Below are 24714 nucleotides of genomic sequence, written 5' to 3' on the forward strand. Positions count from 1 at the left end.
TATGCCTAAAAGAGGTACGACCTGGGCTGGACCCCTGGTGGCAGGGTCTCGCCCTCGAAACCAACTCGGCAGTCTAAATCGGTACCTTACGCAAAGTTGTCTCAACAACCCAGCCGGTAAGGGATGTTGGAATTCGGTACAGGTGGCCCAAATCTGCGCAATCCGGCGTGGAGGGCGAAGAAATTCATACGCCCGTTCCAGGCGCCCCCGCCAGTAGTGCTGTTGACCAGCCCTTATCCAGTCAGTTAGTCGATTCGTCGGCATCCTTAGCGAGGGGCGCCCTATGGTGGCGTCTGGGCCGTGGGTCAGTAACCGGCCGAGTGGTCTGTTCTCGCCACCTGTGCGTCATCGAGGTCGAGGTGTGTCCACTCACTGCTGGAGGCCTTGCCCGTACGCCGCAAGTTCTTCCGCCGTGCCCCAACGGCCAGCGATCTGTGCGCGTAGCCGAGCAGTAGTCGGGTCTCCCTCGTCCTGTGACGCCGCTGCCGGAGCTGCATTCGCCTGGCTGTTCGTTTCGGCTTCCCATCGGGCCGACGCCCGCTGCGCGGCTTCCATGGCTTCGCGCTCGTCAGTGAGGCAGCCCGGGCACAGCGGGCCGCTCGCCGGGGGGATCGGCTGCCGGCATGAAGGCTCCGCACAGTCCACAAGCCGCCCCCTTGCCTTCCCGCCGACACCGGGGGGCTCGGTGCGGTCTGCGTTCCCGGGCCGGCCCGTACGAGGGGTCCTTGCAGCCCGGCGGTCACTGATACGGACCTCGCACAGGCGGCAGTCGACACCGGTGATGACGTCACGGCCGTTCTCGCACCGGGCGTCCGCGCACGCGTAGCGGTCGCCGCGCCGCAGCGGCCGCACCATCGCGACGGCCGCACCTACCGGGTTACTCAGCTCCCCGGTGGTGAACTTCGCGGCGAAGCCGTGGTGGATCCACCGGTACTGGATCCGCTCGCCGAGCTGCTCAACGGTCCGCCCGTCGGCCCGCATGGCCGACAGGATCGCCGTGGACACCTGCGGGAGCTCCGGCAGGACCTCCAGCAGAGCGGGCGCGAAGTAGCCGCGCACCTGCCGTACGGTGGCGAGCTCGACCGCTGAGTGCCGCGCCTTCCTGCGGCTTTCAGCCCGTACCGCCTTCCGCCGTCCGCGGCCTGCCTCGATGCCCGGCGAGGAGGACGTCTCTCCGGACGCGGCGGAGCCGCCTTCAGCCTCACGCGCGCTACTACCTGAGGTTGAAGTCCTACCGGACGTCCCACCGCTACGCGGCGCAGCCGCATCCTGGTTCTTCTTGTTGGTCTCCTTAGAAGTAGTGGTCTTCTTATGTAGGCGATTTTCCAACGTAGGGTTTTCCAACGTAGGGAAATCGCATCTTGGTTCTGACCTGCGGGTTTCCTGTGCAGTGACCTGTGTGCGGTTTTCGCATCCTGGTTCTGACCTGCAGGTTTCGTCACCTGCTTGTGGGGCCTGGTCCCAGGGGTCGGACCCGGGGTCGAAGGTGAGGATCAGGCCGTCGGGCATGTCGGTGATGAAGTACTCGGCCTCCCCGAGATGGCCGGCTGCGTTCCGGGTTCGGCTGCGCTGGAGGTAGCCCAGGGCGACGAGCTCCTTGAGCCCGGAGCTGACCGCCGCGATGCCATCGGTGGAGAAGCCGGCGATCGATGCCCTGTTCACTCCGAAGCCGTCCCGGTGGGTGCTGATCAGCCCGAAGATGCCCTTGGCCTTGAAGGACAGGCGACGGTCTCGGAAGAGAGCGTTGTGGATCTGGGTGAAGTGGGCCTGGAAAGCGTCAGCGGCCATCGGCCCCCGCCGGATGCTGCCGCCGAACTGCCGCGGTGGCTTCGCCGCCATCACAGGTCCATCCATGAGCGGCGCTCGGCCGGCCCGGACAGCGGCGTCCACACCGGTGCGGACGGCCCGTGTTCCTCCAGGTCCTCCAGCACGGCCGCACCGAGCGGAACCTTGGCGGCCAGCGTGGCGACGAGCGGATGTTCGGTGGCCATGGCCCGCAGGTCCTCGGTGCGCTGCTGCAGCGTCCGGGCGGAGGCACCGGTGAGGATGAACAGGATCCGGGGGAAGCGCGGGTAGAAGCGCTGCCAGGCCAGCATCGCGGCCTGGTCCCCGACCAGCCCCCGGCGTCCGACCGGCTGCGGGGTGTAGTCGTGGAACCGGGCATAGGAGATGAGCTTGCTCGCCAGGCGCTCCGAACTCATCGTGGCCCGGTCGATCTCCACGAACGACCTGAACTGCAGCCGCCGCGGTGAGGACGCCGTGTAGTGCATCACCGCGTCCGCGATCAGCCGGTCCTCACCACCGGTGTCCGGCAGCCGGTGAGCGATCTCCGGCACCCAGTCCAACGCCCCATACTCATCCCCACGGAACCGTGCATCATCGAGGAATGCCAGATGTGCGCGCACCCCGGTCAGGGTGTGTGCCGCCCGCAGTGTGGCCTCGGCCGCGTTGCCCGGAGCCACGACGCTGCGCCCGCGGAGCTCGGGCCACAGCGTCGCCACCTGGGCGCCCCGGGGGGTGAGGAACCACAACCGGGTCCGGTTGCTGCTGGGCAGGACCGCGTAGGCGATCATCTTGCCGGCCTGCAGCTTGCTCAGCACTCTCGAAGTCGCCGACCGTGCGGCGTGCAGAGCCAACATCTGGTGAAGCTGCGGAGTGGTGATGACACGGTGCTGAGCGAGCAGCGCCATTGTCCGGTGGGCCGCGGAATCCTCGGTGGCAGCCAGCGCCTGCCCTGACCCGGTCCTTGTGCTGAAGGGGGACACCGCGTTCTGGCCTGTTGTGTTCATCGGTACTGCTCCTGCTCGTTCGAGGCCGAATCGGTGGCCCTCGGACTGGACTGGTGAAGGAAGCCGCGAACGGTCTCTTCGTGCTTGGCGGCTGCTTCCGTCAAAGTGGTGAGAGCCATAGCGCCGGTGTTGGTGTGGGCGGCGCGCGTAAGGGTGCGGACCCTGTCGCGCTTGGCGAGCGATCCGAAGACTTCACCGAGTTCCGGACCGCGGATGAGGAGAGGCCCGACCCGTTTGCCGGCGACGGTGAAGGAGGCCCAGTGCCGGTAGCGGTCGAGTTCGGCCGCGTCTTCGGGGCTGACCTGGTCGCCCCATTCGTTGGTGATGTGGCGGACCGCTTCGACCGATCCGGCGGTCGTGGACAGGCACGAGGCGTTCTGCAGCAACGCGGTGCGCACGTCGCCGCTGAGCCGGTGCAGGAGCTGCGTCATTCCGTGCATCCGCACCCCGAACTTGCGCAGCTGCTCGGTGATCTCCGCCAACGATGTGGACGCGGAGCCGTCCAGGGAGATCAGCTCGTCCAGGTACAGCCGGAACGGTGCCCGGCGACGCTCGGGCAAGTCACGCCGGGACAGGCCAGCGCGCAGCATGTCCCGCACCAGAAGCGACACCAGCAGCCGGTCGGTCGGCCCGGTCCCGGCCGGGCAGATCCACACCACATGCGAGTCGTCCATCGCCCGGCGGATGTCGTAGCTGCCAACCGGCTGCCCAAGGAACGCCTTGATGACCGGGGAGGAAGCGAGACGGTCCAGCGGGTTGAGAACGGTCGGCAGGGCGTCCTTGGGGATCTCGGTGAACGACGTCGTCCACCACGCGGCCGCTTCCGCGTCGAGTCCGCCGACCACGAGATGGCGGAAACCGGGATCGGTCAGCAGCGAGCGGATCTGGAAGACGGTGGCCTGGCAGCGCGGTGCGTCGTGCGCGACAGCCTTGCTGTTCACCGCGACCAGCGCCTCGATGGCCTTGGTCAGGATCGTGATGGCCCGGGGAGCGTTCGCGTCGCCCCACCCCAGACTGGTCGCGAAAGCGTCGACCATGGCGGCCGTCACCTCATGAGCGGCACGCCCGCCCCTCATGTCCAGCGGGTTCCAGCACGCCAACTTGTCCTGGCCCCCGCGCACCGTCAGGTCGAACAGCCAGACCCGGCTCATGATCTCCGGGTGAGCGAGGTAGGGGGCGACCGTCGTCCACGAGTCACTGTGCGGGTCGACGAAGCCCAGCCCCCGCCCGCCATGGGCGGAGGCGACGGCCTGGCACAAAGCGCGCATGGTCTTGCCCCACCCGGCTTTGCCGACCTGCACCTCGAACAGGGTGTCGTCCTCACGGGTCGCCACCAGCCGCTCGCGCCCGTCAGGCCCCCGGTACCAGCCCTGCGGCACCAGCCCCTGCTGAAGCTCCTGCGGATCGAACGTCGGAATGTCCGTGGCCAGCAGCGGCAACCGGGCATGCACCGTCGGCGGCTTCAGGAAACCGGCGAGCTCCTCCACCCGAGCCCATGAATTACGCCCCGGCCGCATCAGCCCGCTTGCCCACCGCTCATCGAACCGGTCCCGCCACGGCCACCGGTCCGGACCCACCCGCACCGGGCCCACCGACCAGCCGGCCGACGACAACCGGGTCCGCGCCGCGTACACGTCCAGCGCCGCCTCGATGTGCCGAAGCCGGCGCTCCGCCCTGCCCACCACGTTCGAGGAACACCGCACCAACAACTGCACCCGCACCAGACCGGCGTCCTCGGCCAGCTTCCCCAGTGCCTTGTCCCGATCCAGCCGCGGCGGCCGCGGCGCCATCAGCAGACTCCGACTCGACCCCGAACGCTGCTCGTGGGGCATGGTCAGCTTTGTGACCTGCCATGCCAGGGCGTCCTCCATCGTCGCGGCGTCCTGCGTCATCCACCGCGCCTCGCGACGCGACTCACGCCGCGCGTGCTGCCGCGCGGAGTCGACGACCTGCCAGCGCCTGGCCCGCAGCCGCCACTTCGACGCCGGCGACATGTCCAGGCACACCTCCGCCAGATCACCCAGATCCGCCCGGAGATCGGCGACCGCGTCGATCAGCGGCTGCAACGGATCCGGCTCCAACGGAACCTCCCGCAACCGCGCCCCCGGAGCCCCGTGCAACGCGAACACCGCCCGCACCGTGTGGTCCGGCTCCTTGCGCTTCCGCTTAGCCTGCGGCGGCCGGACAGGCTCGGAGCGCACCCGCGCATACGGCGTCTGCAACAGCAGATGCCGGGCCGACGCCGGGGCCTCGACCAAGTAGGTCAGCGGCTTGCCGCCATCGGCCCGCAACCGCACCCGCACCGCCCGCGCCGACCTCGGCGCCCACCACGGACCCGCACCCGCCGCCCGGATCAGCTGCGCACCGAACCGGCCGATCTCCTCACCACTCGCCTCGAACTGACGCGACGGCACCAACTCCACAAAGGTCCGCCGCTCCAGCGCCGCAGCCGACAAACGGCGCTCCAGCACCGTCCACCCACATGCCAGCACCGTTCCGACCAAACCCAGCAGCCACGCGTTCGCGTAGACCCAGTTCGCCCACGACCACGCCAGAGAACCCAGAGACGTCATCACCTCCCATGCCGCGCTGGGAGCGGAAGCCACGGTGACGCCGTGGAGAGCCATCAGACCCCCTCGGATGAGAGAGAGCCCACGGGCCTATCCCGCCTGATCGTTCCGGCGGGGCTCGTAGCAAGCGCGCGGTGTAGGGGCATGAGGTACTCCTGAGGGGAGGTGATCCGGTGTTGTCTCCAAGGAACCCGGCACCACTCACCGATTTGCTCACCACGGCCACCCGGTTGAAATCACGGTTGAGGAACAGCGCTCGTGGTGAGTGCGTAGCGGCCAGTTGGCCACTCACCATCCCTGGTCAGGGCGCATGTCACGGGATGCAGCACTCGGGGAGCACACGTCCCCGGAAACAAGAACAGGGGAGCCGTCGCGCAAACTCACCACGGCTGCGCATCCGCTGGCTTACTGCGGAGGCGCAGGCTCTCGCTTCGTTGGGAGGTCACCGCACGGGCGCCCAAGCTCCGGCTTGCCGGGTGAATCGGAGGGTCGCGGTGCGTCCGTCCATGAAGGTCCCGGCTGGGTCGGCTCCCGCCCAGACGAGGTGCACCACGGCGTCGGCCGGGTGGTTGTTGTCGCGGCGCGCGATCAGCGCCTGGATTCGAACCCGGGAGTACACGGCAGCCGAGGGCGAGTCCGGGAAGTAGTCGGGCCACTTGGACCGGCCCGCGCCGGTGAGCTCGGCCATCCACACCGCGCGTCCCAAGACGGTCAGCTGCGCTTCGTCGGCCGGCGCGAGGTCGGAGGGGAGTGCTTGTTCCAGGGCGTCCTGGACGAGAGGGTCGGCGCGCGGGCCTGCTCCCGGCTCCGGCAGGGCCCGCGCGCTCGCTGGTGCGGAGGGCGGCACAACAGGCACTGATTCGACTGCGCGGGAACTGGTCGACGGCCCGGCGGTGACCGGCGATGTCGCATCAGCGCTGGGAAGTGCTGCAACGCGGGTCGCCGACGCGGGGGACGGAGTCGTGCGTGGCGCACCGGCTTCGTGGTGCGCGGGCATGGCGTAGAAGACCAGGGCGCAGCCGGTCGCGGCGAGCGTGCCAGCGACGGCCAGCAGTGTGCGGCTGCCTTGCGGGGCGGGTGGATGAGTCACAGGATCCGAGCTCCTCCGGCGTAGTCGGCCATGGAGCTCACGGATTCGACACGGACCCTGGTTCCGGGCTTGGGGGCGTTGATCATCTGGCCGTTTCCGAGGTAGATCCCGACATGGTGGATGGTGCTGTTGCGGGTGGGGACGTAGCCGTAGAACACGAGGTCGCCCGGCTCGAGCGCGCCCACGCCGGCGGAGGCGGGGATCCGCCTGCCGACCCCCGCCTGCTCGGCGGCCGTGCGCGGCAGCCTCACACCGGCCCGGCCGAACGCGTACAGGGTCAGCCCGGAGCAGTCGAAGCCGATGACGGTGCGCCCGTCCTGGCCGCCGGGTGAGCAGCACACCCCGCGAGAGGGGCCCTTGGCGTTGCCGCCGCCCCAGGAGTACGCGATGCCCTTCTGGGCGAGGGCGGCGGACAGAACGGTGCGGGCGGTGCCGGTGGCCTGGCCGATCTCACCTGCTCCGGCGGAGGCTTCGTCGTATCGGTGGATCCAGCTCAGCACGTCGGCGACGTAGGCGTCGGAGTGGTTGTAGACGAAGATCGCCCTCTTCAGCTGGGCTTCGTCCTTGAGGTTCCGGCCCTCCCCACAGAGGTAGGAGGCTGCCGTCAGTGCGGCATCGTCCGCGTTGTGCGGGTCGATGACTCCGTCACCGTTGGCGTCCTCGCCGTACCCGCGGAACGTCTGAGGCAGGAACTGGAAAGGGCCCACAGCCCGCTCGTACACCGGGTCGCCATCCCATGCGCCGTCGTCGGTGTCGGGGAAGACGCTGGTGTTCCCCCCGACACCGGACCCGTTCAGCGCCGGGCCCAGGATGTGCGGGCTGATGTCCCCGGTAGCGCCGATGCTGTGCCCGCCGGCGTGGTTGGACTCGATCCGCGCGATCCCGGCGAGGATCTGCCACCGCATGCCCCGACACCGGGGCGCCACATCCCGCACCGCGACGACCGCGTTCTTGTACGCGGCGAGCATCCGCTCCGGGATCCCCGGGGCCGATCCGCCGACGTCCTCGCCCTGGTCCTCGCTCATCGTGGTGGCGGCGGAGATCATCGAGTTCATCGGGGCGACGCAGCTCACCGCACACACCACCAGCAGCACACCGAGGAGACTCGCCTTCTTCCAGGCCTTCACTCCGGATCACGGCCCCACGAGGGCTCGTTGTCCCACCCGGTGCGCTGCGCGCGCATCAGTGCGTCGAAGACACGGCGGCGCGCGTCGACAGCCGCATCCTCCTGCCGTGTGGCCGAGGTGTTGCCAGCGCCCGGACCCGTCGGCGTCGTCGAGGGGCTGGTCTGACCTGTGGCGATGATCGCTGTGGCGGCGGCGTTGCGCGCCGCGGTGCGTACCGGCGCGGTGGGGTCGTGGGCCTGCCACGTGGCGGCAGCCTTCTGCGAGACGTGGTCGATGCCCGCAGCGGTGGCCCGCCCGGCCGAAGCCCACTCACCGGCGTCCTCACGGACCTGACTGGCCGCGGCCCGCAACTGCGTGTGGGCATCACGGGTGACCGCAGTTGCAGCACGTGCACCGGCCTTGACGTTGCGGGGTGCGCCGAGCGTTGCCCCGTATCCGACGCGGGCGGTGCGGCTGGCGATCCGGTATCCACGGAACCGCATCGCCTTTTCGTGAAGGCGGGTCCCGGCCAGGGGCTGCTCAGGTTCGGTCGGCTGGTCGGGCAGAATTTCGCCGGTGACCTTGTGGACGCGCATGGTGTCCCCGGTTCCACCCGTGCCGGCCGAGGCCTCCGTAGTGCCTTGTGGGCCTCCCTTGGCGATGAGCCGCAACAGCTTCACGGACTCGTCTTCCTCCTGCGGGCGGCGGCCGATCAGGGCTCCGTAGGCGCCGCGCAGAGCGAGGCGGCCTCCGGCCAGGCCGAGCATCATCGGGGCCATTCCGCGACTGCCTTCGGCGGCCGCTTCGCCGAGCAGCCGGCTGCCGTCGATGGGCTGGCCCGCGCCGTCGGCCATTGCGGCCACGCTGTTCAGCAGTCCGTGGCGCATTCCGAGCATGTGGGCGCCAGCGCTCGGGCGGCCGAGCAGGCCCATGCCGAGGCCTGCGCCTGCCTGTCCGCCCAGGTTCATGGCGAGCGCGGCACCGATCTCGGAGGAGTCGCCGGGCAGGTGCGAGCCGCCGATCTTCGCGTAGCGCATGCGCATGGCCATGCGGTTCCCGAAGGAGGTGATACCGGTCAGGAGCCTGCGGTGGAAGGCGAGTCCGACCAGGGCCATGACGTCCAGGAGCAGGATCCGCTCGATCATCAGGTCCGGGCCGTTGGTGAGGATCGCGTCCACGGCGATCCCGAAGAACGGGATGAACATACAGATCCCGAAGGTGGACAGCATGCTGATCGCGAAGACGGCCAGCCACTTCCACACGGCCTGGCGGCTGGGGCCGGGGAGCATGCCCAGGACGAAGGCGACGACACCGCCGGCGGCGGCCGCGACGTCGGCGGCCTGGGTGCCCAGCAGCACGATGACAGCGGACAGCAGCATCGCGCAGATCAGCAGCGCGGCGATCAGCAGCAGCACCGCGCCGCCGGCCCGCCACCACGTCGGCTTCTTCGCATACTCGGCGGCTGCCTTGCCGACCGGCCCCGCCTTCTCCATGTCGGTGAGCGCGGCGGCCAGCTGCTGGTCCTCCTCGGTCAGAACCGGGCTGGGAGTCTTCAGCAGCGCGTTGCCCGGGGTGAGCGGCGGCAGCACCGCGTCCCGCTTGTGACCGGGGCTCTCACAGAACTCACCAGCCGGACCGTCGATCGCCTCGCACGGGTCGTCCTTGCCGTCCTGACCGGTCAGGTAGTTGCCGGAGACGAGCCGCAGATGGATGGCGTAGGCCTTCCTGTCGGAGGCCTTGGCCGGGTCCAGGATCCTGCCCCACTGCAGCAGCATGTACGGCTTCACGACCAGCGCGTTGGTCACCGACTCCTGAATCGGCCGGGCCACCTCGGTCGCCGAGACCGGCTTCGCCCTCTCACGCTCGAGACACTTCAGCTCAGCACCGCCCACCAGGCTCGCGCACGGCTCCGCACTGGCGACCTTCCCGCCCCAGCTGTAGGAGTTCACCGTCAGCAGCGCGACCTCCGCAGCACCCTCGTGCGTCGCCACCAGGGGGCCCTGTTCGGCCAGGAGGTAGTCGGGGCGCACGAACGCCGACGCGGCGAACGCGGCGATCAGCAAGGTGAGCACGATCTCGCCGAGCCCCTTGCCGACCATGCCGCGCATGACCATGACCAGTCCGAACACGAACGCCCACGACAGCAGCCGCCCCTTGAGACCGAGAGTGTCGACGACTGCGCTCTCGTAGGCGTCCGACACCTTCTGCGCGGGACCGGCCAGCATGTGCAGCAGGGGGAAGCGGAACGCGAACTCGACAGCCCAGCAGGCCAAGCCGACGAACACCCGGATGATCGTGAACAGGCCGGACAGCACGAACGCCAGGGCCTGCGACTTCAGGGACACGATCGACCCGCCGTTCGCGGACAGCTCGTACCCGTTGATCGGGATCCCCTCGGAGGACCGGATATTCAGTGGCGCGAGGAGGTCGGCCGAGTCGTTGCCTCCGGTCGCCGCGTGCGCGACCGAGGCATTCACTCCGAGGAACACGACGACGAGCAGGCCTACGTACAGCGCCTGGCGCACAGTGCCGCGCTGCGGGGCCCACCTGCGGACCCACCCACCAATGGTGGCGGCAGTCAGAGACGTCACTGATGCCCCCCGCTCTGGCGAGCAGACGATGCCGGGCAGTACACCAGTCCGGGAACGGGCGCCTGCACACAGGCATGCTCGGGCAGCACGTGGTGCTCGACGGCTGAAGCAAGCGTTGTCCAGGACGGCGCGAGCAGACTCAGGAGCGGGACGATGACGAGGAACAGCAGCGCCAGCCGGTCGGCCTTAGACGTCCGCACGGTGGACCTCCTCGACGGTGGGGGCACTCGTCGTCCGCGCGGAAGGAGCGGCGGTCGCGGGCGTGGTGTAGATGGCCTTCTCGATGCGGGGGACCGGTGGCACGTGGACCTTGATGCGGCCGACTTGCATGCGTGGGTCGCGCAGGAGCATCTCGCCTTCGCGGCCTTTCTGGCCGACGGGGGACAGTCCGGTGGTGACCATGCGGAGGAGGTCCTCGTCCTCGCTGTCCAGGCCCAGGAACGCGAGGCCTTTGCGGGCGCGGGTCTGGTCGCTGGTGCGGGCCAGGGCCTTGTAGGCGAGGAGCCCGGAGTCTTTGCCGAGTTCGTCGGCGTCGTGGGCGGCCAGGATGCAGCCGGCGCCGTGCTTACGGCCGTCGTGGAGGATCTCGTGGACCAGGGCGCTGCCTTCGGCGCTGCTGGTCAGCCAGTACGCCTCGTCCATCGCCACGGTGCAAAACCGGGACGGGTCGCTGAACGCGGCCTGGCGGGCGATGGCCGCGATCAGGTAGAGCACCGCCCGGCCGATCAGAGCCTCCAGCGGCTGTTGGCGCAGCACTTCCATGTCGGCGAACGCCTCACGCGGCGGCAGTGTGAGACCGGTGGTCGTCATGACGACCATGTCCGCGCTGAGATCTCCGTCCAGCGTGACCGGGGGCAGGTCCGGGTCGAAGACCATGCCCGCCAGCGGGTTCGAGCTCACGATCGACAGCAGCTCGGACATGGTCGTTGCCGCGTCGCGGCGGCTGGAGCCGGGCGAGCTGCTCGACGCCAGAGCGCGCAGGGCCCGCAGGACCGATGCCATGGAGGGATCCGGGCCGGCGGCGGCCTCTTCGACCGCGTGGTGCAGCACCGCACCGGACGCGGACATCGGTCCGACACCGAGCTGCAGCGTGAGGTAGGACAAGGCGTAGTGCGCGCCGACGGGCCCGCCGAACACGCGCAGCGGATCGATGGACAGCTGGGCCTTCGCCGCGTCGATGACCTCACACCTGCCCACGGCGGCGGACTGCGCGAACGTCGCCCACTCCCGGATCGGGGTGCGGTCGATGACGATGGCCCGCCCGCCCCGGTCGGCGACCGCGGCCACGAGCAGCTTCTCCAGCACACTCTTGCCGCCGCCGAGGTCCCCGACGATGCCCATCGAGGCGCTCGCGTTGCGCTGCGGGGCATCCGCGAGGTTGATCAGGACAGGGCGGATAGTCCCGCAGTCCAGGTCAACGCCGATCATCATCCCGCTCGGGTCCCCGACCCGGGTGTTCGTGAACGCACCGCCTGCGGCCCAGTCCTCCGACAGCTGATGCTGCGTGAACTCCCGCACCGCAGCCGGGCACACGGATCCCGGCAGGCCCAGGGCGAAGAGTGCTTCCTGCATGCCGTGCGGGCGCACCGCCCGGTAGTCCCCACCCGACAGCAGCGCCACCAAGGCCCGGGCCCTGGCATCACACACCACCGGATCCGGCCCCCACACGGTCAGGACGGTGACGGACTGGACCTCGACCTCAACGCTCGACCGGGACAGCCTGGCGTCCTGCTCAGCCAAGGCCCCGGCCGCCTCCGGCAGCGAATGCGGCATGCCGGTGGGCTGAGCACCGTACTGCTCGGCCTGGTCCAGCAACTCCTTCTTCTTCCGCCGCACCTGCTCACGCGCCCGCTCGGACGGGACCACCTGCATGTCGACGGTGAAGTCGACAGGGAAGTCCAGCGACTCCAACTGCGCCAGGAGATCCGCGGACTCCAGCGCCTGCACCGCGGGAAACTCCGCCAGCGCCAGGTGCGCCTGGTAGCCGGTCCCCGCCTCGCACTCCACCTCCAGCCACCGGCGCGCCAACGGGGAAGAACCATCCCTACGCCACCACGACGCCCCGCCCTTACCGGAGCGGCTCCCCTTCCCCTTCTTCTCCTGCTTGCGGGTGTCGCCCCGATCTGGGGTGGGGCGGCCGCCTTCTGCGAGGCGGACCTGGCCCAGGTCGGCGTACGAGGGGGAGCGGAGCTCATCACCCTGCAGCCGGCTGCCGTAGAGGGAGGACTCCTCGGCGTCGGCGAGCAGCGGCTCCTCCAGACCTCGATGCACCGCGTGCTGAAGCATCCACACAACCTCCGCCGGGCGGGCCGGCCGCAGCGACAGACCGCCACCGAGGGCGGCCTGCACACGGTCCGCCCGCTCGGTGAACTCGGTGACCTCGTCCGCAGCAACCGGCACCGGGTCCAACCCCAGCGCACCCGACAGCTCCGACCACATCGCCGACCCGTTCGCCGCCAGATCGAACCTGCGCCCCGGCGACGTCAACGGGACGGCCAGCCACAGGGTGCGCCGGTGCATCTCCTGACCGGCCAGCAGATCCAGAGCAGCCGCGGTCGTCTCCGCCCAAGCCGGCAGGCGCTGCCAGTCGACACCCTCAACCATCTGCTCGGCGACCTCACCCGGATCGACCCGGGCCGCCAGCCCGAACAGGCGTGGTGCCCCGGCCAGAGACCGCACCAGTGACGTGACACGGCTCAACAACTCGTCGCGGACCTGCGGCGCCACGTAGCGGCCGCCAACCGGGGCCACGCGCCAGATCGCCCACACGGTGCCCGACACCGACCAGACCAGATGCCCCGCTACATGCCGGAACGGAATCCGCATCAGGACCTCCCCGTCTGTGCCCCGGCAAGCAGCCCTGCCAGGCCGGTGACCGGCACCGGCCGCGCCGCCCGGGCCCGCGCGGACGGCTTCCTCTTCGCCTTCGTACGGCGCCGTGCCGCCGTGACCGGAGCGGCGTCAGGGGCGAGGCGGGCAACCTCGTCCGCCGCGGGCTCGACCATGAACGTTCCGGAGAGCAGCGTGGACGAACGGTCACGGGCCACCCGCCCGGCGATGCGTCCCGCAGGGTGGCGGACCAGCAGGCTCAGCCAGCCCATGGCAGCCGTCATAGGGGAGCGCCCGTTGATCTTCGCCCCGCGCACCGCCCATACGGCGACCAGCCACAGCACCACCGGCACCGGGCCAAGCCACGACCACCACGAGAACGTCTTGACCAGCAGCAGGGCTCCGCCGCCGAGCACCGCCAGCTGCGCGGGCGTGTACGGGCCGAACCAGATGACCCAGTCACCGAGCTTGCCCAGCACCCACGGATGCCGACGCGCAGCCGTGTAGACCCGGGCCACCCGCTGCCGGTCCGCCGTCGCGGCGCTCACAGGACACCACCAGGGGTGGGGGCCTGGTCGGTGACCACGACGACGGCCGGGGGCTGCGAGTTGGCGGGGTTGTTGACCTCGTCCTCGAAGATGTTCGCCAGCGAATCCCGCGAGTTGTAGATGCCCAGCGCGAGGACGAGACCGATCAGGGCCCCGATGCCCGCCTTGAGGGAGACCTTCCGGACGACAGTGATGACGACGATGGCGATCAACGCCACCTTCAGACCCTTGTCACCCCAGTCCTCCAGCGTCCCCAGCCACGAGTCACCGAGCGAATCGAGTTTTCCGGCCAGCACGAGAGATCGGCTCACTGCTCCTCACCGCCGGCAGCAGCGGAGTTCTCAGCGGACGGCTTGGCTGTCGGGTCGGCTCCGGCGTGCAGGGCGGTGACTTCCCACCGTCCGGACCGGGCGGTCATCGTCAGCTCGTAGGCCAGCGGCCACTGCTCCGCCTTCGCGGCCAGAGCGGTCACCCGCGCCTGCACCCGAACGCTCGTCCCGTCCTCAGGCACCGGGCCGGCGGCCATCTCAGAGTCGGCTGAGACGTCCTCGACCCGGACCGCGGTGTATCCGGCATCCGCTACCGCCGCGAGCTCCGTATCCGGGGACAGGTACCGGTCCACTTCACCAACCCCCGCGAGGTAGGCCCCGAAGAACTCACCGAGCGAGGCGACCAGCTCGCTGTCGGCCGGAAGCCGGTTCTCGAACCGTGAGGCACCGGACGCCGCCAGCACCGGACCGGCAACCCGCGCCGGGGGAGCCGTCACCCGGAACACACCTGCCCCACTCGCAGACTCCTTCGCGACCACCGGAACGGCGAAGTACTTCACCGCCCGCGAGGCCTTCCCGGACTCAGCAGCACCGGCATCCTCGTCACGGACGGTGAACTGCGCAGCGACCACCACCGACCAGCGATCACCCCCCAGACGCTCGCTGCGCACCGCCATCACGGACTGAACCGGCTGCGCACTCACCGCGCCGGTGTGAGAGGGCAGTGCCACGTCGGGGGCCAGCGTGTGGACCATGCGGGCCGTCTGGCTGTCCGGCGCTGCGTCATCACTGCGCAGCCACAGATCACAGAACAGCGCAGCCACACCGGATGGATCGGCGGTGCGCACCGGGGCCGCGGCGACGGCCGTGGGCTGCGCAGCGGCTACGACCGTGCGGGGCATTGCGCAGGCGACAACCAGCGCAACGGGTCCGGCGGCGAGTGCTGTCCAGACCCCGATCCGTGCCAGGGAGACGCGTCGCTTCGCCTCCCGCAAGGAACTCGCGGGCGGCACGGACGGGCGAAGCGGGGGAGGGGAAGACGCCGCGGGGGCGGGCCTTCGAGAGGTTCCTGCGGTCATGCCGGGGCTCCAAGGAGAGAAGCGGTCAGATCTTGTCTCCAAGGAACCCGGCACCACTCACCGGAAAGCTCACCACGACAACCCGGTTGAAATCACGGTTGAAGCACGCCGCCCGTGGTGAGTTTCTGCACCCTGTGGTGAGTTCGGCCCGCCACTCACCATGCCTGGTCAGAGCCCCAATCGCCGCTTCTGAGACGCCGAGGAGGACCGGGAGTACGGACGAGGGGCGGAGCCGCGGCTGCACAACTCACCACGGCTCGACGCGGAACTCACCACGCTGAATGGGCGCGCGAAGAAACTCACCACGGGACGCCGGGAAACTCACCACGGGATGCCAGAGAACTCACCGGGACGCCGGGAAACTCACCACGGGATGCCAGAGAACTCACCACGGGCAGCGGGCTCCTCAACACGAGCCAGACGCTCGTGCCAGCCGGCGGCGCGACCGGCAGGAGCTCGCCCCGTCGTGAGCAGAACTCACCACCCCTTGCTCGATGTGCCTCGCCGCCTGCGCACAGCCCCCGGCCGACGCCCTGTCACAGACGTCCATCCGAGTGCGCATCCGTCGCTGGGCTACCGAGCCCTGTCGCACTGCGCAGTCTGCGCCGCGCGTCCCCAAGAGCGGCGCGGAACCACTGCGCACCCGCCGAGTCGCGTGTGCGGCGCCCCCTTCACATACCTCCCGGAACGGCTGCGCACTGGGCAGGCGGCACGGTGAAACGGGCCGATCCAGGCAGACGAGGTCGGTGCGCAGGGTGAGACCCGCTGTACGCACCTCGCTGTGCAGTCACCGAAAGCGACGACCGCAGCCGGGGGACCGGTCCTCGAGACCGACTACTCGGCTGCGGCCCGGGCCTCGTCGAGCAGTCGGTAGGCCTGCCGCTCCGAGATGTCCTCAGCGGCGGCGACCTCGGCCGGTGTCAGCTGTGCGCCGGCGTCCTGCAGCATCTTGCGCACACGCTCCTTCCGGGCATCGGCGCGCGCCAGGCGGGCGTCGACTACGCGGTTGCGGGGCTTGGTGTCCTTGCTGCCCTTCGGGCGGCCACCGCCAGCTCCTTCCCCGGGACGGTTGGCGTCCCACTCGAGGATTGTGCTGCGCCGCCAGTGGGACACCCCGCACACCTTCTGATCGGGGCTGGGGGCGAAGCCGTGGTCGATGTAAGAGTTCCAGGCTGTCGGCTTGATGACGTTCTGCAGCTGAAGGCGGGCCTCCTCCCGGTCCAGCAGATCGTCGGCCGACTCGGCCTCGGCGATCGTGGGGATCTCCCGGCCGGCCAGGTGTGCCTCCACCTGCTCGAGGTCCCAGATGCTGGTCCTTGCGCCGGGGCGACTGATCGGGGCGGGCAGCGTCCTGGCCAGGGCGGCGGGCAGAGTCTTGCGCCCCAGGAGCTTGGCTACATCGGCGGTGCCCACGGGAGTGCGGCCGGCGCGGATCATGTGAGTCTCCTTCAACGGCCTACGCGATGCGGGCCTGAGCGGGATCGGGTTTGGGTGCGCACCGCGACCAACGGTGTGACATGAATAACCGTACAGCATTTACGGGAATGGCGGGTAGCCGGCCGCGCCGCGAACAGCCGGACTTCCCGCATTCGGGGCGTCAGGAACGCTCTGGCCGGTGGCAGATGTACTCGCAGGCGTGGCGCGGGAGCACGGGGTTGGGGCTTGCACTGCTAACTGACGCCCGGAGCAGAGTGGGTGTGGCGCCGCTGTGGCGATCCATTCGCCACAGCCGGAGCTCTTGAATGCCCCCTTTCCCCTCTGTTGGTCTGACCGCAGAGCTTCCCCGCCCGACGGCGAGACCTTCCCCTCCGCGCCCGGCCTTGGTTCCGTGCGCTCACGACCGGAGACCCCCTCATGAATCAGCGTCCCCTCGACACGCAGCACCTGCTGCTCGTTCTCCTTGCTGCGGCCGGCACCTTCTACGTGGCCGCGGTCCACCCCTCGCTGACCGAGCCGATCGTCGCGGCCGCAGCGATCGCCACCCTGGTCTGGATCGTGCGGCAGTGACACGCCGCCCTGCCCGCCCCGGGGCATCACGGGCCTCGTGTCCGCCTGAAGGGCAAGCCGCCGCGGTCCCGACCCTCCAGCGGGAGGGTCGGGGTGCGGCGGCTTGCGGCTGGTCAGTTCAGGCTGGGCATCAGGCGCTGACCGAACCACGTGGCGGCGTTGACGGGTACGGCGTTTCCGACCAGGCGGGTCAGGTCGGCGCCGGTGGTGCCCTCGAAAATGTGGCTGTCGGGGAAGCGCTGGGCGCGCGCCTTGGTGCGCAGGCTGATCATGCTGACCTCGCACTCATCGACCGTGGAGCCGGGCCTCACGAGCATGTGGTGATTGCCCTCGGCGGTGATCGCGCCGATCGGCTCGTCGAGGGACTGCACGGTGCAGTGGTTGCGCAGCACGACCAGGAACGGCTCGTCCCCGAACCGCTGCAGCCCGATGGCAACCTTGCGGCGGGTCTCCTCCGCGTAGGGAGCGAACTTCTTACGGTTGGGCTTGCCCGCGCCGAAGCGGCGGCCGGGCACATCGAGATCGATGTGGCCGCGGATCGGCTGGGTGACCGGCTCGACGCGCCTGCCGCACCGGACGGCGGGGCAGGCGTACCGGTACTGCTTGCCGTAGACCCCCACCTTGCGAATTCCCGGCTCGTCGAACCTCTTGCTCCAGACCTGCACCCCCTCGACCGGTCCGCACTCGGTGCACCAGCACGCGGGGCGCACCTGGAGGTCAGGTGCGGGCAGCCCCTCCTTGAGGAAGACGAACACGATGCGGTCGCGGTACTGCGGCGCCGCCTCGTTGCCGGGGCCGGAGATGTGTGCGGCGTTGAAGGACACAATGTGAGGCACCATGCCCATGGCCCTCCACACGTTGAGCCGGGCCTCGAACGGAACCCACCGCGTCGCGAAGTCCGGCACGTTCTCGCCGCAGACCATGTCGTAGTCGTGCACCTCGTGAGCCCGGATCAGATCCCACGCCGTCGCCCTGGTCCGCGACCATGCCGGGGCCGGGGCCGGGCCGCCCTCACCGGGCTCACGGCTGGCAGTCGGCTGCTGGCTCTTGGTGGAGTTGCGCCCGGCCGGAGCGGCCTCCTTGCAGATCGGCGATCCGAAGCACACCTGGGTTCGCGGGATGCGCCGGAAGTCGAGGTTGTTGATGTCGCACTGCTCGTAGGCCACGGTGGGGAAGTTCCTGCGCAGCGTGGCGATCGCGGGAGCCGCGTGGTTCGCGGCGAACCGCGGGTCGAACCCGGCGGCCGCGAAGCCCACCAAATCTCCGAGCCCTCCCGCGAACAGATGCGTCGAAGTAATGCCACTCACCACGTGAGCTCCTTGTCGGAAGCGGTTCGGGACGCAGACGAGGGGCCAACCCCGCCTGACGTAAAAAATCCTAGCACAATCAAGGCAATGTGAAGGGGGTGATCACACCCACTCCGAAGCCACCGGCCCGGCGAACCCCAACTGCTGCGCCGGACGCGCCCCGCGCAACGGCCTCCGCCACGTCCCCGACCGGCCGGTGACCGCCGACCAGACATCCTCGAAACCGCCACGCTGCTTGTCCTGGGCACCCGTGGGAGCAGCCGTGACGAATCCGACCCCGTGCGGGTAACCCGGTCCGGCCTCCTGGTACACCGCCCGGCGGATACCCGACAGGGCACCACGCTCAAGCCGCGCCCCCTCCGCCGCCACGTCGCTCACCCAGGCCTCGGCAGCTGCACGCCCTCGAACAGCGTGCGCACAGACCGCCGCGACTGCCCCTTGCGAGCGGGCTGCGTGCACGCGGCCTCGCCGCGGCACGTGGGAGCGCCACCTTGCTCGTCGTGGGCCCCGCGGCAGAACTCGGTCCGGGCACCTACGCGGTCATGATCGAACAGCTGGCGACGGAGCGGTCCGAGGCGGTCGCCGAACGCGACGAGGCCCTGGCAGCGCGGGACGCCGCGCTTGGAGTCACCCCACTGAATCCTCCACCGCAGAGGACGGCCCCCGCGGGCAGGGTTCACCGCCCGCTTCCGCGCGGGCGGCGCTGATTACGGCCGCTCATCAGGGACAGAAGGGACACATTTCCCGAGAACAAGGCAGTAGGGGTGACTCCGGGGCCGGCTAATGGGTCCGCAGCCGTTTGAGGAAGGTCCGGACTAGTGCGTCCAGCTCTGAGTCCTGAGCGGTTTCCTCCACCAGGATTCGCTCTATGTGAACGAATCCGCTGTTCCGCCAATGTCGATCCCGAGTTCCGTCAGCTGCCAGTCGGCCGCGGTGATGAGGCCCGTCGACCTCGATCAGGCCGGCCCTGCCCTCGCGAACGACTAGGAAGTCTGGCGTCCATGTGTTGCCGACACCCACACGGCCCAGGGGCAAGGGAAAGATCGAGATGGTGGCGTCGGCGGGGAGGGCGGCCTGAGCTCGCTTGAGCGCCTCATAGGCCCGTAGTTCCTCGCGGGAATCAAAGACGAATCCGTCGCGTCGCAATTCGGGCTTCGGATCGGTGACCCGCGCGGCATGGTTTGTCGAGGTATCGGACGTGAGCCGACCTTGCAGGTCCTGCCTCCAGTCCGAACCCACGTCTGGAAGCGCTGGACCGACATAGACAGAATGTGCTTCTACTCCGTTCCGCTCAGCAATCGGCAAGAGAGCGTCTCGGATCCGCGCAAGAATGTCTTCGGCGAACCGTTCCATCAGCCACCCCGGGACGAGGAGGCGGGCATCCATCCAGTCGCCAAACCTGTTGCCGGGAGACCACTCGATCCCCTCGACGTCCAGGAGAAGAGCCGCTGCTTGAACGTCTCCTTGATCATGAAGGAACCAGGCCGTTTGGCCGAGGACGGTCTCTTCGACGGAGAGTGCCGCCTCTTCTTTGGAGAGCTTGCCGCCTTCTGAGGTCACCCCATCAGACTAGAGCTGCGGTCTGACAAGCGAAGCCAGTTGGTCAGAACCGATGAACGACCGACGGCGTCCCTGACCCCGCGTCATACCACAAGGAGAAATTGTCAACACTTGTGGATGGTTCATCAGAAACGGTAGGTGGTAAGTGGCGAGGCATACTGTCCGTCGTGACGACCTATGACCGCATCGGCGCGACCTACAATCACACGCGACGACCCGACAGCCGGATCGGTGTCAAGATCCACGAGGCGCTCGGCGATGCCAGCACTGTCGTCAACGTCGGTGCTGGTACTGGCTCCTACGAACCACCGCAAACGGTGCTGGCGGTTGAACCCAGTGCAGTGATGATCGCCCAGCGTCCGGCCGGATCTGCGCGTGCCCTGCAGGCATCCGCGGAGTTGATCCCCATCGCCGACGACTCGGCCGACGCGGCGATGGCCCTACTGACCGTGCACCACTGGACGAACCTGGAAGCCGGCATCGGGGAACTCCTTCGGATCGCGCGGCAGCGCGTCATCATCTTCACGTGGGACCAGGCTATCTTTCGCAAGTTCTGGCTGCTGGACGAGTACCTGCCCGAGGTGGCCACGTTCGACGACACACGTGCTGTTCCGATCGATCGATTGGTTACGCTGCTGGGAGACGCTCACATCGAGACAGTTCCGATCCCGTACGACTGCACTGACGGATTCGGTGCTGCTTTCTGGCGCCGACCCGAGGCATACCTCGATCCGGAAGTGCGAGCCGGCATCTCGATGCTCGCCCAAACCGGCGAGGAGGTCCTCCGCCTGGGCCTGACCCGGCTGTCCAGCGACCTGTCTTCCGGCCTGTGGCACGAGCGCCATGCTGACCTGCTCGACCGTGAGACGCTAGACGTTGGCTACCGACTTCTCGTCGCGGACCTTTAAGAACTGGCGGACTACCGACTCCCTATTCGGGCAGATTCATGCCTTCTGCGGTGGGACTTGGTCTATGCCGCGAGGGTCTCGGGTCGTTAACCAGAGCAACACGGTTAGACCGGCTAAGGCTTGTCCCGTAACTGATCTTGGACCTGGCGAGGGCAGGGGTGGCTGTCCAACTACTTGTTGGCCTATCCGGCGAGGGCGAGGTTGTGCAGGCGTGCGATGCCGAGGATGGCGTGGTGGACTCCGTCGCCTTTGAGCCGGCAGTCACGCAGGATCTTCCAGCCCTTCATGCGGGCGAAGGTGTGCTCGACTCGGGCCCTGACTTGCTTGTGGGAGCGGTTGTGTTCCTCCCTCCAAGCCGGGAGTCCTTCGCCTTTGCGGCGGCGGTGCGGGACGACCAGTCCGGTGCCCTGGTAGCCGCCGTCGGCGATGGTCATCGTGTTGCCGACGGCGGCCTTAGCGCCGGATTCCTCCCAGCCGCGGGAGTCGTGCCGGTTACCCGGCAGGGGTCGGCCGACCACGACGACCAGGCGGGTGTCGGCGTCGATGACCACCTGATGGGCCGTTGAGTAGCGATAGATCTTCGACTGCTCGGCCACCGTGTGGTCGCGGGTGGGCACCAGGGTCCCGTCGACGATGAGCACGGTGCCCTTGCGGAACCGCTTCCTTGTCTGGAGCGCGAGCAGCGGCCCGAGGATATCGATGACCCGGTCCGCCGCTGACTTCGAGATGCCGAACAGCGGAGCAATCTGGCGCATCGTCAAGTTGGTGCGCCAGTACGCCGTCACCAGCAGGACACGGTCTTCCAGCGACAGACTCCAAGGCCGGCCCCACTGCTGACCCACGGCTTGCTCGCGCCGCACAGAAGCGACCAACTTGTTGAAGCAGCGCGAGCTCAGCCCGGTGAAGGGCTCTATCCAGGACGGCACCGACGCCGTGATCACACCAGCCACAGCATGATCGTTTCACCCTGGGAGTGGTAGTCGAGCGGCACGTCGTCGCCCGCATCGCGGCCACAATCGGCCCCGTACCCTCTTGACCTGAGTCAGTCCAGAATGCCGCCATGGCCGACGAAGAGCACAACGAAGCAGGTGCACGCTCCTTCCTGACATGTGCCGTCGAGGTGGCGCGCCTGATCGATCTCGGGAGCGCGACCGACGTGCCGGAAGCACGCCGCGCACGGTACCTGGCGCATGCGGTGCGCAAGCCATTGCTCGAACGCGCCTACCTACCCGAAGAGTTCTTCGCCCCGTTGATGGCCGCAGCCGTCTACGACCCGGACCCCAGCTTCTGCCTCTGGTTCGTCGAGCCCACGGTCTACGCCTTCGGACGCCGTCGGGTCATGACCTCCTTGCTCGACTATCTACGGACGGGCACGGACGCGGAGCAAGCAGGCGCCAAGCGGGCCTGGTACTGCGCTCATGTGCCGCTCCGCGCCGACCGGTCCCCGGCCTACGCACCCGGCGCAACGCGCGATCCTGCCCTGGACGAGTCCCGCGATGTGATGGACGAGTGGCGAGAAACCCTTCAGCGGTCAGCCGTGTGAGACGGCGCCGTCACCCTGGGGCTGTTGATCACTCTGCCCACTTACGGGACAAGCCTTACGAGCTCGTGCACGGTTAGCGGTGGGACGTCGGTGGCGTCGGTGGGGCCTTGGTGCTCACGTCTGCCGAGCCGGGATCCGGTCTGCGGTCTGTTGCTGGGACAGTAGGCCGGCGATGGCTTGGACGGTGTCGTCCATGTGCTCGCGGTGGCCAAGGTGACGGGCCAGCGCCCGCGAGTTCTTCAGGTGGGCGATGCCGTGTTCTACCCGGATGCGGCGTGAGGAGTGGGCCTTGCGCTGGCGCTCGTGCATCTCCTCGTACCAGTCCGGGGCATTCTTTTTGAACTTGCGGTGCGGTGGCGTCACGACGCGCCCGCCGGTCTGTGCTCCGAGTCCTTGGTAGCCGGCATCGGCAAGGATCTCGACTAGTGGCCCGTCGGCCAGGAGCTTGACCAGCCCTAACTCGCGGGCGTGGGTGATGTCCGCGCAGCTTCCGGGTCTGGTCGGGCTGCAGAACAGCAGTCGCCCGTCCCCGTCGGTGAAGACCATGGCCTTCACGGCGTTCTGCTTGTTCTTGCCGGAGATGAACTTGTCCCGGTCCTTGCGGCCGACGGCCGGGCGGCGGACAGGGATCTCGGTGCCGTCGATGATGCCGGTCTTCCCGGCCTGGCCGAGATGCTCCACGACCTCGGCCAGGGTTCGCAGCCGCACGTCGGGGCTGACGGTGCATCCCCGCGCCGCGAGCAGGGGCCGCACCTCGCCGATCGCCCGGGTGACAGTCGAGCGGTCCACACCGAACCAGCAGGCCAGCACATCATGAGTAACCCCATGGCGAAGGTGCACCAGCGTGGCCAAGAGCCGGTCGACGAAGACCATGCGGTGCTTCGCACCAGCGCCCACCGCACGCTTCCGCGACCGGGACGCAAGCCTGGCCTGGTGCTGCTCATGCCACAACGGGCCCATCTCGGCAACGAGTTCAGCGATCACAGCGGCCGACAAGCCCGTGATCCTCCTGTCGCTGATGATCGCTCTGCGCGTCACGTTCCCCACCACGCAGCCATGATCGCCGATCCGAGCTCGACGTCCCACCGCTAACCGTGCACGAGCTCGTAAGCTGTCCGTCTCTTTGGGATCTCGCTGCCCTCAGCTCGGGTGGTCGGTGCCGTGCCTCGCAAGGCGGGGTCGCTCCTCTTCGCCATGGGCGCATCCCGGTGGGTGGTGCCTGATGACGGAGTCGCGCGGCACTCGTCCGGGACGTTCATCTGTGCAGGTCAATCCAGATCTGCACTGCGGCCCGGAGCGCCTCCTGCTGCAAGGCGAGATCGGCGAGCAGGTCAGCATCCGTCACCTGCTCACCGTTCAGGAAGGCGACGTCGTAGCGAGTACCCCCGGAGTCTCCGGGGTATTGCGGAGCCTTGTCGAGCATGACAATGACGTCCAGGGATCCGTGCGCCGAGGTGTTCCGGCGCTTGACCGCCTTGTCAATGAGGTCGAGCTGCCTGGCAGCGTCGCTGTCCTCGGCCGCCGCCAGCGAGGCCACTACCTCGTGATGCAGTTGGCCAGCTGTCCACTTTTTCCTCTTATCCAGTGCGCCCGGCGCAATCACGTGCAGGACGTCTTGGAGCACGGTGTCGATCTCGACCGACTGGGCGGTGATCAGGCCGCGGAGGTGGTTGAGGCGGGTCGCGTTGCCGTGGACGGGGCTCCCGAACTCATCGCGGTTTTCCTCATCCATATCGGCCAGAACCGAGTCAGCCTTGATCACTTGTTCACCGTAGCGTGGAGCCTGATTGGTCATCAGGCAAGTATCCGGGACACCTCCGCCTGGTATCCAGGGGAATTCGGGTCACGCGGACTTGCGGAACGTCACATGGACTCTGGTGGCTTGGACGTACACAGCCCCTAATTATGTGCTCGGCGTCGATGCTGTCGTATGTGGTGACTCGGGCCCTGGCTTCGGTGCCGGTCCCGCGTTGCGGAGGCTTCGGATCCGTTGACCGCACCAGCGGTGGACGTCATTCGGACTCAGTTCGCCACGACCGCGTAGCAACTTGGATGCCGACCCCGACCTCCCCTCTGCCTCGAGAGCTGGACATGAACTCCCACCTCGCCCTCGCCGACGCGGCATCCATGGTGCCCGGCCCCGCAAGCCCCGTACCCGATACGCGGAGGTCGCCCTGCCCCGGCAGGAAGCCGCCGAGGACGGGAGGATGGCCGGCTGACGGTATGACAACGTGGCCGCTGAATGCGCGACGTGACGGAGTGTCTGTCAAGCCAGGGGTATGCCTGGTCATCTGTAGGCGGCGACAGCAGCGAAATAGATGCCCAGACCGGTGGCCGCGGTGCCCGCGCCGGTAAGGATCGCCTGACAGACGCCGGCGCCAGAACGCCGGGCCAGCAGGCTTGCGGCGATCGCAAGGTTGAGGGCGGTGGACAGGGCAAGCAGCAGGGCAAGGATTTGTAGCGGGCTCATCGCCGGAACTCCCCGATGGACAGTGACGGCCCGGGCGGGCCGTACTTG

At 68.7% G+C, this 24714-nt stretch carries 22 protein-coding genes; 3 read left to right on the forward strand and 19 right to left on the reverse strand.

Translation table 11 applies throughout. The annotated features are described in order from the left end of the window. Nucleotides 1–369: 369 nt before the first annotated feature. The 12 genes from ACFYY2_RS31350 to ACFYY2_RS31405 all read right to left on the reverse strand — a co-directional run bounded on the left by ACFYY2_RS31350 (nucleotide 370) and on the right by ACFYY2_RS31405 (nucleotide 16308). On the reverse strand, nucleotides 370–1839 hold the full coding sequence (locus tag ACFYY2_RS31350) for a hypothetical protein (protein WP_388749274.1): 1470 nt from the start codon (nucleotides 1837–1839) through the stop codon (nucleotides 370–372). Next, a complete protein-coding gene (locus ACFYY2_RS31355) occupies nucleotides 1839–2789 on the reverse strand; it encodes a replication-relaxation family protein (protein ID WP_388749276.1) in 951 nt (316 codons plus the stop codon). The genes ACFYY2_RS31350 and ACFYY2_RS31355 overlap by 1 nt, the downstream gene beginning before the upstream one ends. After that, entirely contained in the window at nucleotides 2786–5416 is a 2631-nt protein-coding gene (locus tag ACFYY2_RS31360) for an ATP/GTP-binding protein (RefSeq protein WP_388749278.1), read from the reverse strand. The genes ACFYY2_RS31355 and ACFYY2_RS31360 overlap by 4 nt, the downstream gene beginning before the upstream one ends. A 385-nt stretch (nucleotides 5417–5801) precedes the next feature. Further along, nucleotides 5802–6449: a hypothetical protein gene (locus tag ACFYY2_RS31365; RefSeq protein ID WP_388749280.1), complete on the reverse strand. Its 648-nt coding sequence runs from the start codon at nucleotides 6447–6449 to the stop codon at nucleotides 5802–5804. Next, nucleotides 6446–7576, reverse strand: coding sequence for an NlpC/P60 family protein (locus ACFYY2_RS31370; protein WP_388749282.1), 1131 nt, complete (start codon nucleotides 7574–7576; stop codon nucleotides 6446–6448). The genes ACFYY2_RS31365 and ACFYY2_RS31370 overlap by 4 nt, the downstream gene beginning before the upstream one ends. Beyond that, the gene (locus ACFYY2_RS31375) at nucleotides 7573–10146 is read right to left on the reverse strand and encodes a hypothetical protein (protein ID WP_388749284.1); all 2574 of its coding nucleotides are present in this window, start codon (nucleotides 10144–10146) and stop codon (nucleotides 7573–7575) included. The genes ACFYY2_RS31370 and ACFYY2_RS31375 overlap by 4 nt, the downstream gene beginning before the upstream one ends. Next, nucleotides 10143–10346 carry a hypothetical protein gene (locus ACFYY2_RS31380; protein WP_388749286.1) on the reverse strand — a complete coding sequence of 68 codons (204 nt, stop codon included), beginning with the start codon at nucleotides 10344–10346 and terminating at the stop codon, nucleotides 10143–10145. Before ACFYY2_RS31380 ends, ACFYY2_RS31375 begins: the two co-directional genes overlap by 4 nt. After that, nucleotides 10333–12972, reverse strand: coding sequence for an ATP-binding protein (locus ACFYY2_RS31385; protein ID WP_388749288.1), 2640 nt, complete (start codon nucleotides 12970–12972; stop codon nucleotides 10333–10335). The genes ACFYY2_RS31380 and ACFYY2_RS31385 overlap by 14 nt, the downstream gene beginning before the upstream one ends. Next, nucleotides 12972–13523, reverse strand: a complete 552-nt coding sequence (locus ACFYY2_RS31390; RefSeq protein WP_388749290.1) for a hypothetical protein — start codon at nucleotides 13521–13523, stop codon at nucleotides 12972–12974. Before ACFYY2_RS31390 ends, ACFYY2_RS31385 begins: the two co-directional genes overlap by 1 nt. Continuing rightward, nucleotides 13520–13834, reverse strand: coding sequence for a hypothetical protein (locus ACFYY2_RS31395; protein WP_388749292.1), 315 nt, complete (start codon nucleotides 13832–13834; stop codon nucleotides 13520–13522). Before ACFYY2_RS31395 ends, ACFYY2_RS31390 begins: the two co-directional genes overlap by 4 nt. Further along, a complete protein-coding gene (locus ACFYY2_RS31400) occupies nucleotides 13831–14694 on the reverse strand; it encodes a conjugal transfer protein (RefSeq protein WP_388749294.1) in 864 nt (287 codons plus the stop codon). The genes ACFYY2_RS31395 and ACFYY2_RS31400 overlap by 4 nt, the downstream gene beginning before the upstream one ends. A gap of 1011 nt (nucleotides 14695–15705) precedes the next feature. After that, nucleotides 15706–16308 carry a hypothetical protein gene (locus ACFYY2_RS31405; protein ID WP_388749296.1) on the reverse strand — a complete coding sequence of 201 codons (603 nt, stop codon included), beginning with the start codon at nucleotides 16306–16308 and terminating at the stop codon, nucleotides 15706–15708. A gap of 417 nt (nucleotides 16309–16725) precedes the next feature. On the opposite strand from ACFYY2_RS31405, the gene ACFYY2_RS31410 reads away from it, so the two are divergent. Continuing rightward, the gene (locus tag ACFYY2_RS31410; RefSeq protein WP_331730877.1) at nucleotides 16726–16878 is read left to right on the forward strand and encodes a hypothetical protein; all 153 of its coding nucleotides are present in this window, start codon (nucleotides 16726–16728) and stop codon (nucleotides 16876–16878) included. Nucleotides 16879–16991: 113 nt separating this feature from the next. Here ACFYY2_RS31410 and ACFYY2_RS31415 read toward each other — a convergent pair whose 3' ends face one another. The 3 genes from ACFYY2_RS31415 to ACFYY2_RS31425 form a co-directional block, all read right to left on the reverse strand. Next, a complete protein-coding gene (locus ACFYY2_RS31415) occupies nucleotides 16992–18185 on the reverse strand; it encodes a DNA cytosine methyltransferase (protein WP_388749298.1) in 1194 nt (397 codons plus the stop codon). 102 nt (nucleotides 18186–18287) lie between these two features. Then, a complete protein-coding gene (locus ACFYY2_RS31420) occupies nucleotides 18288–18563 on the reverse strand; it encodes a hypothetical protein (RefSeq protein ID WP_388749300.1) in 276 nt (91 codons plus the stop codon). A 402-nt stretch (nucleotides 18564–18965) separates the two neighbouring features. After that, nucleotides 18966–19745: a hypothetical protein gene (locus ACFYY2_RS31425; RefSeq protein ID WP_388749302.1), complete on the reverse strand. Its 780-nt coding sequence runs from the start codon at nucleotides 19743–19745 to the stop codon at nucleotides 18966–18968. Nucleotides 19746–19912: 167 nt separating this feature from the next. Here ACFYY2_RS31425 and ACFYY2_RS31430 point away from each other — a divergent pair, with 167 nt between their 5' ends. Beyond that, the gene (locus ACFYY2_RS31430) at nucleotides 19913–20653 is read left to right on the forward strand and encodes a class I SAM-dependent methyltransferase (protein ID WP_388749304.1); all 741 of its coding nucleotides are present in this window, start codon (nucleotides 19913–19915) and stop codon (nucleotides 20651–20653) included. Between the two features lie 182 nt (nucleotides 20654–20835). On the opposite strand, the gene ACFYY2_RS31435 is transcribed toward ACFYY2_RS31430, so the two are convergent. Continuing rightward, nucleotides 20836–21603, reverse strand: a complete 768-nt coding sequence (locus tag ACFYY2_RS31435; protein ID WP_388749306.1) for a transposase — start codon at nucleotides 21601–21603, stop codon at nucleotides 20836–20838. Between the two features lie 110 nt (nucleotides 21604–21713). Here ACFYY2_RS31435 and ACFYY2_RS31440 point away from each other — a divergent pair, with 110 nt between their 5' ends. Beyond that, complete coding sequence (locus ACFYY2_RS31440) at nucleotides 21714–22196, forward strand: hypothetical protein (protein ID WP_388749308.1); 483 nt, start codon at nucleotides 21714–21716, stop codon at nucleotides 22194–22196. A 114-nt stretch (nucleotides 22197–22310) separates the two neighbouring features. On the opposite strand, the gene ACFYY2_RS31445 is transcribed toward ACFYY2_RS31440, so the two are convergent. From ACFYY2_RS31445 to ACFYY2_RS31455, 3 genes are all read right to left on the reverse strand, one after another. Then, nucleotides 22311–23246 (reverse strand): transposase family protein, encoded by a 936-nt coding sequence (locus tag ACFYY2_RS31445; protein WP_388749310.1) that lies wholly within the window; start codon nucleotides 23244–23246, stop codon nucleotides 22311–22313. A 205-nt stretch (nucleotides 23247–23451) separates the two neighbouring features. Continuing rightward, nucleotides 23452–23991 (reverse strand): hypothetical protein, encoded by a 540-nt coding sequence (locus tag ACFYY2_RS31450; protein WP_388749312.1) that lies wholly within the window; start codon nucleotides 23989–23991, stop codon nucleotides 23452–23454. 492 nt (nucleotides 23992–24483) lie between these two features. After that, nucleotides 24484–24666: a hypothetical protein gene (locus ACFYY2_RS31455; RefSeq protein ID WP_388749314.1), complete on the reverse strand. Its 183-nt coding sequence runs from the start codon at nucleotides 24664–24666 to the stop codon at nucleotides 24484–24486. Nucleotides 24667–24714 lie beyond the last annotated feature (48 nt).

The organism is Streptomyces sp. NPDC001822, assembly GCF_042892135.1.
GTDB lineage: Bacteria > Actinomycetota > Actinomycetes > Streptomycetales > Streptomycetaceae > Streptomyces.